Below are 13,153 nucleotides of genomic sequence, written 5' to 3'. Positions count from 1 at the left end.
TCATCTAAGTCACAACAATAACCGCGATAATAGCGGAATTAAGTCAGAGAGAGAGAACTCTGATCTGAATAGCCGAGCTCGCTTGCAAAAATCATCGTGGTTCGAATAATTGTTTTCTTTGCGTTTAATTTATCTAGATTGGGTAGGTGAAATTCTGAGCAGAGGCATCAGCGCTTGCGCGATATGACCCTGGCGCAATACCAAATCGTTTGCGGAACATACGGGTAAATGTCTGCTGATTATCAAACCCACAGGACAACGCAATATCCAACACCCGACGATCGGTTTTACGCAACGCCAGCGCCGCGCGCGTAAGCTTGCGGTTGCGAATATAGCTAGCAATGGTTTTGCCGGTGACGGCTTTAAATTTGCGCTGAATATGCCATTTGGAATAACCCGACTGGCGTGAAACATCATCAATCAGCAATTTGTCGTCGATATGGCTTTCAATCCAATTCACCAGATCGGTCACAATGAGATGGTCGTATTGTTGTGTTGTCATTATTCTCTCCCTTTTGAATTCAGCCTTAATCGATACAAACGGTATTTTTTATCTCTTCCAATGCCATACGTTGCGCCTCCGAGCGACCTGGATGTATTTTATCGACGCCCTCGGCGCGAATAATTTTGACGTTTTTTAACCCCATCAAAGACAGCGCCGAAACTAAATAAGGTTCCTGAAAATCCATCGCTCGGTGAGCATCGTCGGCGTAGATACCGCCTCGCGTTGAGGCAATAAATACCGGCTTATCCGCAATCAGCCCTTGTGCTCCTTGTGAGGTAAAAGCAAAGGTTTTCCCCGCCTGACAGACCTGATCGATCCAAGCTTTGAGATTAGTCACGATGGAGTGATTAAACATGGGCGCGCCAATCACCAGCGCATCGCACGTTTTGAGCTCTGCAATAGCCTGATTGGCAGCATCAACCGCCAGAATAACCTCGTCGCTGCATCCCACGATGCCATTACGCATCGCGTTGAATACGGCTTCGGTTAAATGTGGCGGCGGCGTTAATCCAACATCTCGGTAGATGACGGATTGAATACGATGATTTTCCTGTAGCTGTGCAACGATCGCGGCGCTCAGCACGCGCGAGGTCGATTGGGTGATAAACGGGCTTGAGTCGATATGCAGCAGTTTCATTCTGATCCCTAAAGATATTCTGTTTTTAAAACATAATTTTTTTAAACAAAAATTAGCTGCTGTTAGATTAATGGTTGCAATTACAGAGCGAAATATCTAATTTTCGGAAACATTGTTGCAAAAACGAGACAATAAAATGAAATGCGATCTCAACGATATGCTCTATTTCGTTCATGCCGTCGATCATCAGGGCTATACCGCAGCGGCTAAAGCGCTCGGTGTATCGAAATCTTTGCTAAGCCGCCGCATCGCATCGTTGGAAGACAGCCTTGGCGTGCGCCTACTGCAACGCTCCACCCGCAGCTTTAACGTCACGGATTTGGGGCTTAAGTTTGCCGAGCAGTGTCGTTTGGCGGTGCAGCAGGCTCAACTGGCCGAAGATTTGGTGAGTAATGCGTTGGCTTATCCAAGCGGTAAACTAAAAATTGCCGCGCCGGTGATGATGACGGAAGAGTTTATGGCTCCGGTGGTGTGCCGCTTCATCCAAAAATATCCCGATGTGGAAATTGAGCTGTTAGCGATGAACCGAGACGTTGATTTAACCACCGAAGGTATCGATATTGCGATTCGCCCAGAGCCGCTCCCGCTGCGCGACTCTAGCCTGCACGTAAAAACCCTGTGCATTGAGCACCAAATCTTGGTGTGTAGCCCAGATTATATCGCGCGTTTTGGCATGCCCAGCGATGTTTCAGAGCTCACGCAGCATGCAACAATAATCAAAAAAAGTGATGACAATAGCCGCCAATGGCGTTTGATTAATCTGCATAAAGAAAAAGTTACCCTTAACGTCACTCCACGCCTGATAACCAACAATATGCGCGCGGTAGTTTATGCAGCCATTAACGGCGTCGGAATTACCTGTCTGCCGCGGTTTATCTGCTTAGATCTGATTGATTCCGGTGAGCTGGTACACGTTTTACCCGAGTGGACTAACGAACCTCACTCAATCCATGCCTTATATGAGTCTAAACGTGGTCAAACGCTGCTGTTCAAAACCTTTTTAGACTATCTAAGTCAGGCTCTGAATGAAGTGCGCCGTATCAACAAAACCTGATACCCTCGTTTGTTGAAGCTGAATTCATTCACTTTGTATGCATTCAGCCAAGCGGATTTAGTCGAGTCTGGGCAAATGCGCCAGTTTTCCGGTAAAAAGGTGATATTGTGCTAATCTTAAGCGATTAAGAGGTGCGGTAATAAATTTTAACGCACAAAGATTGCATAAGTATTCTGTGGAAGTTAACATTTGCATCATCAATGGCTATTCAGTAAACGCGCATGAGTATTCAAATAAACGGCATTAATTGCTTTTACGGCGCACATCAAGCGCTGTTCGACATCACTCTGGAATGTCCTGCGGGCGAAACCTTGGTATTACTGGGGCCGAGCGGTGCAGGTAAAAGTTCTCTCCTGCGGGTATTAAACCTGCTTGAGATGCCTCGTTCCGGACAACTTTCTATTGCGGGTAATCAATTCGATTTCAGCCAAACACCGGGTGAAAAAGAGATCCGCGAGCTACGTCGTAACGTCGGGATGGTGTTCCAACAGTACAATCTGTGGCCACATCTGACCGTGATGCAAAACCTGATTGAAGCACCGTGCAAAGTCTTGGGGCTGAGCAAAGCTCAGGCCGTGGAACGCGCGCAAAAATTGCTGCAACGCCTGCGTCTAACAGACTATGTAGATCGTTTCCCGCTGCATCTTTCTGGTGGTCAACAGCAGCGCGTGGCCATCGCTCGTGCTCTGATGATGGAACCTCAGGTTTTACTGTTCGATGAGCCAACCGCGGCACTTGACCCAGAAATTACCGCTCAGATCGTTAGCATTATTCGCGAGCTATCTGAAACCGGCATCACACAGGTTATCGTGACTCACGAAGTAGAAGTGGCACGTAAGACCGCCAGCCGCGTGGTGTATATGGAACAAGGCAGAGTGATTGAGCATGGCGACGCCAGCCATTTTGCTCACCCACAAACCGAAGCGTTTGCTGGTTACCTGTCTCACTAACGGCTAGATTGACGCTTTAACAGGGTCGTTTTGACCAAACTATTAGCTAACAGAAGTTGGAGTCTGCGATGAAAAAAATCATAATTGCCACAGTATTAGCCGGTATCAGCGTCTCTGCATCAGCGGCGGAAACCATTCGTTTTGCTGCCGAAGCTTCTTATCCTCCCTTTGAATTCATGGACGCAAATAACCAGATGCAAGGGTTTGATATCGATCTGGCCAATGCCATCTGTAAACAGATGAAAGCGACCTGTACTTTCACCAATCAGTCTTTCGATAGCTTGATCCCAAGTCTGAAATTCAAACGTATCGATGCGGTTATTTCCGGTATGGATATCACCCCAGAGCGTCAGAAACAGGTGGCGTTCACCGCGCCATACTATGACAACTCTGCGCTGTTCATCGCTGAGAAAGGCAAAGTTGCCGACATCGCCGCGCTGAAAGGTAAACGCGTTGGCATGCAAAACGGTTCAACTCACCAGAAATACCTGCAGGAAAAACACCCTGAAATTACGCCAGTTCCGTATGACAGCTACCAAAACGCCATTCTGGATCTGAAAAATGGTCGTCTGGATGCGGTATTCGGTGACACCGCGGTTGTCAACGAATGGCTGAAGCAGAATGCAACGCTGTCCGCCGTGGGCGACAAAGTGACCGATCCTAACTACTTCGGCACCGGTTTGGGCATTGCCGTGCGTCAGAACAACGCGGAACTGTTGAACCAATTTAACACCGCGCTGAACCAGCTGAAGCAAGATGGCACTTATAAAACCATCTATAGCAAATGGTTCCAGCAGTAATATCTCTGATATCTTTGGCGCTGTTGCTAGGCTAACCGCCTCCATGCAGCGCCAATGAACGGGGATATATACCCTGCACTGTGAACGGGTATAGTGCCTATCTTTGTAGGCGTAATAAAAAGTATCATTTAGGCGTGTATAGCGCTTGATGGGATAGGCTCCAAGCAATGATTGAATTTCAACCTTTATTAAGCGCGGCGGGTATGACCGTTGGCCTCGCGCTTTGTGCATTAGTTCTTGGGCTGATATTAGCCATGATTTTCGCCGTATGGGAATCGTCAACCATTAAACCTGTGGCTTGGCTGGGCACCGCGTGGGTAACGCTGGTGCGCGGACTCCCTGAAATTCTCGTCGTGCTGTTTATCTATTTTGGTTCAGCGCAGTTGCTGATGGTGCTTTCAGACGGTTTTAATCTGAATCTGGGTTTTATCCAGATCCCTATCCAGTTGAATATCGAAAACTTTGAGGTGAGCCCCTTCATTTGCGGCGTTATTGCGCTGGCGATGTTGTATGCGGCCTATGCCTCTCAAACCCTGCGTGGCGCACTGAAAGCCGTTCCTGAAGGACAGCGCGAAGCCGGTCAGGCATTAGGATTAAGCAAAAGCGCCATTTTCTTCCGTTTGGTCATGCCGCAGATGTGGCGTCATGCGCTGCCGGGATTGGGTAACCAATGGCTGGTACTGCTGAAAGATACCGCTCTGGTTTCATTGATCAGTGTGAATGATTTAATGTTGCAAACCAAAAGCATTGCTACCCGAACTCAAGAGCCGTTTACGTGGTATATGGTTGCCGCGGCGATTTATTTGATTATCACCCTTTTCAGCCAATATATTCTGAAACGAATCGAACTGCGTACCACACGCTTTGAGCGGGGGAACGCCTAATGTTTGAATATATTCCCGATATTATTCAAGGATTGCCGACCAGCCTGACGCTGACCGTGGTTTCCTTGTTGGTAGCTTTGGTGCTGGCTTTGCTGTTTACCATCGTGTTGACCCTACGCCCAATCGTACTGACTCAGCTAGTGCAGGGCTATATCACGCTATTTACCGGCACTCCGCTGCTGGTGCAAATCTTCCTGATCTACTATGGCCCAGGCCAGTTTGACTGGATAAAGCAGACGCCATGGCTGTGGAATATGCTGTCGCAGCCTTGGCTGTGCGCCATGGTTGCCTTGGCGCTGAACAGCGCGGCGTATACAACTCAGCTGTTCTACGGCGCGGTGAGGGCCATTCCATCGGGTCAGTGGCAATCTTGTGAAGCTCTCGGTATGTCACGCAGCCAGACGCTACGTATTTTGCTGCCGTTCGCGTTTAAACGTGCACTGTCGTCCTATTCCAACGAAGTAGTGTTGATTTTCAAAAGTACGTCTTTGGCATACACCATCACCTTGATGGAAGTTATGGGCTACAGCCAGCAGATGTATGGTCGCACTTACGACGTGATGGTGTTCGGCGCAGCGGGCGTGATTTACCTGTGCGTAAATGGTTTACTTACGTTAATTATGCGTATGGTTGAACGTCGCGCCTTGGCATTCGAACGCAGAAATTAACTTAATTATCTAGAATACCTACTAAAAGCCAGCCATCGCGCTGGCTTTTTTGTATCGATAAAAGTGAGCTTTAAATATTTAACCAAATATATTGCATATAAATTCACTTAATGGCAAAGTCAATTCTGTTCACTTAGCCGTCATTGCGCATGAACGTCGTTCCGTTCGCGTGAATACCTCAAAACAAAGACGGTCGCCTAAAGATACTATTTCAGACAGGAGTTCTACGATGAAAAAGCTGATGGTTTGTGCATTACTGGCAGGAATGAGCGCTACCGCAACCGCAGCGGAAACGATCCGCTTTGCCTCTTCTGCCACCTATCCACCGTTTGAATCCATGGATTCAAACAACCAGATCGTTGGCTTTGACATGGATTTGGCCAAGGCGCTGTGCAAACAGATGCAGGCAACCTGCACATTCACCAATCAGGCCTTCGACAGCCTGATCCCAGCGCTGAAATTCAAACGTTATGACGCCGTGATTTCTGGCATGGATATCACGCCGGAGCGCCAAAAGCAGGTCACCTTTACCCAGCCCTATTACGCTAACTCCGCCATTATCATTGCAGACAAAGGCAAATATAAAACCTTCGCTGATATGAAAGGCCTACGCGTGGGGATGGAAAATGGCACCACCCATCAGAAATATTTGCAGGATAAGCATCCTGAAATTAAAACCGTGGCCTATGACAGCTATCAAAACGCGATTCTAGATCTGAAAAGTGGCCGCTTAGACGGCGTATTTGGCGATACTGCGGTCGTTAACGAATGGCTGAAAAACAATCCTAATCTCGCCGCCGTGGGCGATCACGTGACCGATGCGCAGTATTTCGGTACCGGCTTAGGGATTGCCGTTCGCCCTGAAAATACGGCTCTGCTGGCGCAGCTCAATAAAGCGCTGGACGACATCAAAGCCAATGGGACGTACAAAAAAATTAACGACCAGTGGTTTCCGCAATAACACGGTTGTTTGGTCATTCTAACCAATCACGTTAGGAAGCCATACCCATACAAGTGACTTAAACTACGTCAACCGTATAGCACGCTGTTCGGATAGATAGACAACGCTGAGAGCGCCGGTTCAGCACCGGCGAGCTCTTAGATAAATATGAAAACCAATCTGCAGGCTCTTGCTGTTCATTTCACAAACTAAAAAATACTTTTATTATTCACTCAATTAGGCGTTGCCTCTAGCAAGGGCTGTGCGCTGATCCTCTTACCTGCCCCAACGAAAGCGGCATTACATCTTAAGCGCTATCACGTCTTCGCTTCATTTGGACTCCAAAATCCTAAAAACAATAATTAAAGCCTTCTAACTGTCAGGGATCACAAGTTAATACGTTTTACTCTCACTTTCAGACTTAACCCCTTTCATTAGTAAGGCTAATCATTTATATAAGAAACGTTAACCGATCCGACATCAACGTTAGCTTATCGCGGAGCGGTATTGGCATTAAATATGGAGATTTATTTTGGCCAGCCATTCCCCCAAAGAAACGCTAAACCGTTATTTGCTTGAGATATTACATAGCAATGTGATGACTGACGTTGAGTCATTCACCGGTCATGAAGCACTCAGTACCCCCTATCGCTATACCATCCGGTTCACCTCCCCCACAAAAGACATATCGCCCAAAGATATCCTAAATCAACAGGCCACATTGTTGATGCGTGCGCCGAATACCGCATGGTCGAGCTATCTTGAAAGCAGTGAAAAGTGGCTGGAGACACGGCGAATTGAAGGTGTTTTCACGGCTTTTGAGCGCATTAGCACCTCGGCTGATGAGTCACTTTATGAGGTTGAACTCTCACACCCTTTAGCGCTGTTGGAAAGAACACGGCGCCACGCGATTTATCTCGATACAACCGTTCCAGAGTTAGTGAAACAAATCCTCAAAAGCCATAATTTTGAAGGGTATGAAATTGATTTTGATAACCTGTCATGTCGCTACCCGCATCGGGAAATGATTACCCAGTGGGGCGAAACCGATTTGCAGTTTATTCGACGCCTGCTGTCCGAGGTCGGGATTTGGTTCCGCTTTGAGGCTCACCCTGAACATGCGTTTATCATTGTGATGGTCTTTGCTGATAACCAGCAGCGCTATATCTTCGATCATAAAATCAACCACATTAATACGAGTGGCTTATCGAGTAACAGCTACGCGGTTCACAGCTTAAAAGCGCGTCATTGTATTGTACCGGCTGAAGTCGTCGTCAGAAATTATGATTACCGGCTAGGTGGCGCGCAAACGTTGGAAACACAGGCAGATATTGCGCGTCAAGACACGACAACCTACGGCAGTGAATACCACTACGCCGATATTCACCACGCACCCGGCGATCGGTGGCAGCAAGATCAAGATGCAGAAACAACGTGGTTCTATGCCCGTATTCGCCATGAATATTTACTCAACCAACAGACTCAGCTTTCGGCAACGGCTGACAGCCCAAATGTCACGCCAGGGATGGAATTAACGATTGCCGGAGACATACCTGAAGCCTTTGCATCAGGATTTATTGTGACCTCCATGGTCGCTAAAGCGTCTCGCAAAAATGCATATTGTGTTGAACTCAGCGGTATTCCCTACAGCGAAGAGATCTGTTTCCGTCCAGAGCGACTTCCTCGACCTTGCATCAGCGGTACCGTTCCAGCACGCGTGTCATCGCTGACGGCAAACGATCGCTATGCCCATCTCGATGCCAAAGGACGTTACTGGGTTAAATTTGATTTTGACCGACAGGATGAAGAAAAGGGCCATGAAAGTATGTTGGTTCGTTTGGCTCGTCCTTATGCAGGCGATACCTACGGCCATCACTTTCCGCTGTTAGACAATACGGAAGTGGGCATTGCCTTTGAAGGCGGCGATCCAGAGCGCCCCTACATTGCCTACGCCATGCACGATGAGCACAATCCCGATGTGGTGACTCATCGAAACAATACGCGCAATGTGATCCGTACCCCTGCGAATAACAAAATTCGCCTTGAGGATAAGCGCGGAGAAGAGCATATCAAGGTCGCCACCGAGCTGGGGAAAACCCAGCTCAATATGGGGCATTTAGTCAACGCGGAGCATGCGCTACGAGGAGAAGGGTTTGAGGTCAGAACCGATAAAAAGGGAACGCTGCGCGCCGCCGAAGGGATATTAGTTACCACAGAGCCTCAAACTCGCGCCCAAGGCAAGCAGCTGGATATGTCTGCAACCGTACGCCAGCTCGAGCAGGCGCTAACGCTGGCAAAAACTTTGCAACAGAGCGCCAGTATCGCACAGGCAACGCCGGTTGATGCCACCAAACAGCAACAGCTGCAACAAGCACTCAATGGCCTCTCTCAACCGGGGATGTTGCACTACGCCGATGCGGGGATAGCACAGGTGACCCCCGCTTCCCTCCAGCTTTCGGCGGGCGAAGATATGGTGTTAACCGCAGGGAACAGCAGCAGCATTAACATCTTCAAAAATCTATCCGTGGCCGTAGGGCAAGGGATCTCCGCCTTTGCGCGGAAATTAGGCATTAAGCTTATTGCCGCTTCCGGCGATGTCACGATGCAGGCACAAAAAGGGGCCATCGGCATTCTTGCTGACCAACAGTTTAGTATGACCAGTGTTAATGGGCAGATGGTTTTGAGTGCCAAAAAAGGTCTACAGCTGGTATGCGGCGGCGGTGGATTACGCGTGAATACGGATGGTTCTGTCGAGATATTCTCGCCCACCAAGATTTCACAAAAAGCCCCGGTGCTGGTGTACCAAGATGGCGAAAGTGTCAAAACCATGGCTCCCGCCTTTGAGTCCGGTACGTTCGCCCGTCGTTTTGCTTTACATGCCGATGGCGATCCTAAACAGGTGATTGCCCACCAGAAGTTCCGCTTAACGAAATCCAACGGTGAAGCCGTGGAGGGGATCACGGATGCACAAGGATGCTCTCCCCTACTCGACATGACTGACTTAGAACAGGTGACAATGGAACTGCTCCATGGAGAAACCGCATGAATACCCCGTCGTCAAAAAAATAGCAAACCCAGTCCTTACAATCCCACTATCGTGGCCAAAAATGAACTTGGGGTAGATGCTAAAACCGGTGGCGCAATGACCACCTGCTATGTCGGTCTCAAACGCCCGATGCCCTGTATCGTTATTCTGGTGCATGGCGTAAATGACGTGGGCGAGGCGTACCAAAACCAAGAGTCCGGTATGATTGCGGGCCTCAACCAGCGGTTGGGCAGAGACGATTTGTATCCGCATGAGTGGAAGGATTACGCCCTTGAGGAGGAGACGCCGCAAATGCGCGTTTGTGGTCCGGGCCGTTCACCGGTGATCCCATTTTATTGGGGGTACAAACCGGTCGATCACGCAACATGGGAAGCGGACCAACGCGAATATCGTGCGGCGATGAAAAATAGCAAGAACAGCGCAGAGACCCCGCTGCCGTATGATGCTTATCAGGAAAATAATCCTGATAAATTAAAAAAATACGGTAACGACAATAACAGCCGATTCGCTAATGACTGTTTTGGTAATGTGCTGGACTCCACCGCGGCGAAAGGCGGCGGCACGTTTGCTAATGCCACCACGTCATTACCCGATATGCTTGGGCCCGGTGCCGGAGGGGTGGTCATGGCGGCCATTGGCTTTATGTCGAGGACCAACTGGATAAACGACGGTGATTTTACGCATCCCATCTATGACAATCCCCATCGTATCTACCAGTTCTTTGCCGCTCAGCGACTAGCTGATTTGATACTGACGATTAGACAAAATAAGCCCACCGAGCACGATACGATTAATATCGTGGCACACAGTCAAGGCACGCTGATCACCATGCTGGCCAATATGTTGGTTAAACAGGAAGGTGCCGATCCCGCCGACTGCGTGATCCTCAACCACTCTCCCTACGCGCTAGCCAATACGGTGATGGAAGGCGTGCAAGATGGCCATCACCAAACAGACAAAGCACGTCAGGAGACATTCAAGCACTTCTGCCAGCTGATGGCGACCAACCCGCACGCCAGTGCCGACGGGCAACACTCGGCTGCCGATACCCAAAGATTAAAAGACCGTGTGTGTTTACCGCGAGAATCTCATTGGGATACCGATCCTCGCTACAGCCGAAATAACTTTGGCAAGGTTTACAACTACTTTTGCCCAAACGATGGCACCGTATCTCTCAGAAGCGTGCAAGGCTTTGGCTGGCGAGGCATTCCTGATGCAATAGCAAACAGCATTCCGAATCTGCGCCAGCGGGTGTTTTATCAAAATTATCCGGTTGGGGGAGCGCCAGCGTCCACGCCGTTCAGAAAACCACCCGCTGGCAGCGGTGACTACGCTTATTCCGGCAAAACTAACCAGCCCTACAGCTATTCCGATGTCACTCCTAACGGCGATGCTCTGCCAAAGGTATTCAGCTTCAGCTTACAAGGCCAATATAACGACGAGAAGGTGAATAAAAAGTATCAGCACAACATCGAAAAGGGCAGTCAGGACGAAAATATATCCTATTCCGCCCGCGCCAATGCGCTAAAACGCGCGGCCCCGCCTAAGGTGGTGAATTTACCTTACAGCCTGCGTTATCAAACTATCGGACATGTACTTACCCCCAGTGAACTGGCCGTGGTGAGTGTTGATCAGCCAACGCCGGTGATCAGTGGGCGAGTTGTGGGCACTAACGACGCGAATAAAATGCTGGAGCTACGCTGTGAAAAAACCAAACAGCAGCTTGATGAAGATTGGCGAAAAAGCGATCCGGTCACCTACAGTCAGCACTCTTCCATTGTTGCCAACCCCAAGGTGCCTAAAATGGCAATGGCCTACGATTTAGCCATTGGGCAATGTCTGGCGTTTGAACTGCAAGGCGGGCAGTTTTGGAACAGCTTGCTATGGCGCGCGGATTGGCGAAATAAGAACAACCCAAATGGCGCGGCTAGGACATATTATCAAACAGGAATATTGTCAAAAGTTGATACTAAGAAATATATGAATAAGGCGGATGAAGTTCTGCCAACGGGGGATTTTGGTGTCGTGAATGCATTTTACAATGCCAGTAAAGTTATTCCCGCTCGATACCCTGAAGTTGAGAATAAAGAGGTAGCTCGGCTGCAATGGGATATGCCTAAACCAGCAGGCTATGGTGAAGTTCCTTATCAATACGGCGAGGATGCCTAATGAATACCAATATCGCTCTGATAGGTGTTCTGCTCTCGACAGTATTAACTGTGGGATGTCAGGCCAAAAAAAGTGAAATTCCAACGCAGGTTATTTACCGTTTTGATGACCACCGCTATCTGGAACTTAAAGGCTACTACTGTGAAGGTGCTCTCTGGTATGTCGATACCCAACGAGGCATTAAGTCAGAGGTTATGGACAAATTCTATCGCGCATTTGGGGGGAAATATGTTCACCCCTCAGAACGATATATTGCTATAACAGATTGGGATATTAGCGGTTTTATGGTTTCGAAAGATTATGGTCAGACTTGGCGCAATGCCCATTACGCCTCCGTCCCCTATGGCGTCGAACCTGATGGTACAACCAGCCCCAAGCGTGAAAACGTGGTGTCTTTCACCGTCGTGAATGACCAAGGTTTTTTGCTCACCAAGCAAGGCCACCTCTATCTCAGCTCTAAACCCTTCGATGACCCTAGAGTCCTCCCTGGAGGACCCGGTATCGATTACACCTTCACCTACGATGGCAAAATAGGCACAGGACGGATCGATCCCCGCTCACCAGGACAAAAATGGGGAATGTCATACATTGAACTCAGCACGCTGAAAGGCCAGACGAATGAAGAAAAAGCCGAATGGCAAGGGCTACCCACCAAAGTCCCTGAGGTAAAAAACTATACCGGTTGGGATCATATGCAATGCGATCCTGATTTGGGGTTGGAATAGGCATGAGGCTGGTTAGAGGCGGTTCCGTATCAATACGGCGAGGATGCGTAATGAACATAAATATCGCTTTGATAGGCGTTCTGCTCTCGACAGTATTCATGGCGGGATGTCAGGCCAAAAAAAGTGAAATTCCAACGCAGGTTATTTACCGTTTTGATGACCATCGGTATTTGGAACTCAAAGGCTACTACTGTGAAGGTGCACTTTGGTATACAGATACAAAACGAGGAATACATGTAGAAGTTGAAAGTCAATTTTATCGCGCTTTTGCTGGACAATATATTCATCCATCCAAGCGCTATATTGCTATTCCTGGCTGGGATTCGGGCGGTTTCACAGTTTCTAAAGACTACGGAGAAACATGGAAAACAGTAACCTACGCCTCGGTTGGCTTTGGTGTTGAACCCGGCGGTGGAACCAGTCCCGATCGTGAAAACGTGGTGTCTTTCACCGTGGTGAATGACCAAGGTTTTTTGCTCACCAAGCAAGGCCACCTCTATCTCAGTTCTAAACCCTTCGATGACCCAAGAGTCCTCCCTGGAGGCACCGGTATCGATTATACGAACCCCTATGATGGATCTCCCGAACATATATCGCCTCAATCTCCGGGCCCCAAATGGGGATTAGACTATGTTGAGCGGAGCTCCATCGGTCAATTGACGTCGCAGTACCACACAAACTATCAAGGCTTACCCACTAAAGTCCCTGAGGTAAAAAACTATACCGGTTGGGATCATATGCAATGCGATCCTGATTTGGGGTTGGAATAGGCATG

The 13,153-nt window shown here is 48.7% G+C and carries 12 protein-coding genes; 10 read left to right on the top strand and 2 right to left on the bottom strand.

Translation table 11 applies throughout. From position 1 onward, the window contains the following. Positions 1 to 133 precede the first annotated feature (133 nt). Positions 134 to 502, bottom strand: a complete 369-nt coding sequence (locus BN1044_RS13570) for a helix-turn-helix domain-containing protein (RefSeq protein WP_072309157.1) — start codon at positions 500 to 502, stop codon at positions 134 to 136. 25 nt (positions 503 to 527) lie between these two features. Then, positions 528 to 1,142 (bottom strand): FMN-dependent NADH-azoreductase, encoded by a 615-nt coding sequence (locus tag BN1044_RS13565; protein ID WP_072309156.1) that lies wholly within the window; start codon positions 1,140 to 1,142, stop codon positions 528 to 530. A 136-nt stretch (positions 1,143 to 1,278) separates the two neighbouring features. On the opposite strand from BN1044_RS13565, the gene BN1044_RS13560 reads away from it, so the two are divergent. From BN1044_RS13560 to BN1044_RS13515, 10 genes are all read left to right on the top strand, one after another. After that, a complete protein-coding gene (locus BN1044_RS13560; RefSeq protein WP_072309155.1) occupies positions 1,279 to 2,196 on the top strand; it encodes a LysR substrate-binding domain-containing protein in 918 nt (305 codons plus the stop codon). 221 nt (positions 2,197 to 2,417) lie between these two features. Continuing rightward, positions 2,418 to 3,146, top strand: a complete 729-nt coding sequence (artP, locus tag BN1044_RS13555) for an arginine ABC transporter ATP-binding protein ArtP (RefSeq protein WP_025800926.1) — start codon at positions 2,418 to 2,420, stop codon at positions 3,144 to 3,146. Between the two features lie 68 nt (positions 3,147 to 3,214). After that, entirely contained in the window at positions 3,215 to 3,946 is a 732-nt protein-coding gene (gene artJ, locus BN1044_RS13550; RefSeq protein WP_025800925.1) for an arginine ABC transporter substrate-binding protein, read from the top strand. A gap of 167 nt (positions 3,947 to 4,113) precedes the next feature. Then, entirely contained in the window at positions 4,114 to 4,830 is a 717-nt protein-coding gene (artQ, locus tag BN1044_RS13545; RefSeq protein ID WP_072309154.1) for an arginine ABC transporter permease ArtQ, read from the top strand. Continuing rightward, positions 4,830 to 5,498 carry an arginine ABC transporter permease ArtM gene (artM, locus tag BN1044_RS13540; protein ID WP_072309153.1) on the top strand — a complete coding sequence of 223 codons (669 nt, stop codon included), beginning with the start codon at positions 4,830 to 4,832 and terminating at the stop codon, positions 5,496 to 5,498. The genes artQ and artM overlap by 1 nt, the downstream gene beginning before the upstream one ends. Before the next feature lie 229 nt (positions 5,499 to 5,727). After that, positions 5,728 to 6,459: an arginine ABC transporter substrate-binding protein gene (gene artJ / locus BN1044_RS13535; RefSeq protein ID WP_072309152.1), complete on the top strand. Its 732-nt coding sequence runs from the start codon at positions 5,728 to 5,730 to the stop codon at positions 6,457 to 6,459. 511 nt (positions 6,460 to 6,970) lie between these two features. Continuing rightward, positions 6,971 to 9,484, top strand: coding sequence for a type VI secretion system Vgr family protein (locus BN1044_RS13530; RefSeq protein WP_247650381.1), 2,514 nt, complete (start codon positions 6,971 to 6,973; stop codon positions 9,482 to 9,484). A 96-nt stretch (positions 9,485 to 9,580) separates the two neighbouring features. Continuing rightward, positions 9,581 to 11,653: a T6SS effector phospholipase Tle3 domain-containing protein gene (locus BN1044_RS13525; RefSeq protein WP_139130952.1), complete on the top strand. Its 2,073-nt coding sequence runs from the start codon at positions 9,581 to 9,583 to the stop codon at positions 11,651 to 11,653. Beyond that, on the top strand, positions 11,653 to 12,378 hold the full coding sequence (locus BN1044_RS13520) for a T6SS immunity protein Tli3 family protein (protein WP_072309149.1): 726 nt from the start codon (positions 11,653 to 11,655) through the stop codon (positions 12,376 to 12,378). The genes BN1044_RS13525 and BN1044_RS13520 overlap by 1 nt, the downstream gene beginning before the upstream one ends. Before the next feature lie 50 nt (positions 12,379 to 12,428). Further along, positions 12,429 to 13,148: a T6SS immunity protein Tli3 family protein gene (locus tag BN1044_RS13515; protein WP_072309148.1), complete on the top strand. Its 720-nt coding sequence runs from the start codon at positions 12,429 to 12,431 to the stop codon at positions 13,146 to 13,148. Positions 13,149 to 13,153 lie beyond the last annotated feature (5 nt).

It is taken from the genome of Hafnia alvei, from assembly GCF_900095695.1.
Taxonomy (GTDB): Bacteria; Pseudomonadota; Gammaproteobacteria; order Enterobacterales; family Enterobacteriaceae; genus Hafnia; species Hafnia alvei_B.
Note: the sequence above shows the minus strand (reverse complement) of the source record. Positions and strands in the feature narration are given on the sequence as shown.

What these genes read in the sequence shown, in the direction of transcription:
- BN1044_RS13570 (WP_072309157.1), bottom strand. Translation starts at nt 502, where the DNA reads ATGACAACACAACAATACGACCATCTCATTGTGACCGATCTGGTGAAT.
- BN1044_RS13565 (WP_072309156.1), bottom strand. Translation starts at nt 1,142, where the DNA reads ATGAAACTGCTGCATATCGACTCAAGCCCGTTTATCACCCAATCGACC.
- BN1044_RS13560 (WP_072309155.1), top strand. Translation starts at nt 1,279, where the DNA reads ATGAAATGCGATCTCAACGATATGCTCTATTTCGTTCATGCCGTCGAT.
- artP (WP_025800926.1), top strand. Translation starts at nt 2,418, where the DNA reads ATGAGTATTCAAATAAACGGCATTAATTGCTTTTACGGCGCACATCAA.
- artJ (WP_025800925.1), top strand. Translation starts at nt 3,215, where the DNA reads ATGAAAAAAATCATAATTGCCACAGTATTAGCCGGTATCAGCGTCTCT.
- artQ (WP_072309154.1), top strand. Translation starts at nt 4,114, where the DNA reads ATGATTGAATTTCAACCTTTATTAAGCGCGGCGGGTATGACCGTTGGC.
- artM (WP_072309153.1), top strand. Translation starts at nt 4,830, where the DNA reads ATGTTTGAATATATTCCCGATATTATTCAAGGATTGCCGACCAGCCTG.
- artJ (WP_072309152.1), top strand. Translation starts at nt 5,728, where the DNA reads ATGAAAAAGCTGATGGTTTGTGCATTACTGGCAGGAATGAGCGCTACC.
- BN1044_RS13525 (WP_139130952.1), top strand. Translation starts at nt 9,581, where the DNA reads ATGACCACCTGCTATGTCGGTCTCAAACGCCCGATGCCCTGTATCGTT.
- BN1044_RS13520 (WP_072309149.1), top strand. Translation starts at nt 11,653, where the DNA reads ATGAATACCAATATCGCTCTGATAGGTGTTCTGCTCTCGACAGTATTA.
- BN1044_RS13515 (WP_072309148.1), top strand. Translation starts at nt 12,429, where the DNA reads ATGAACATAAATATCGCTTTGATAGGCGTTCTGCTCTCGACAGTATTC.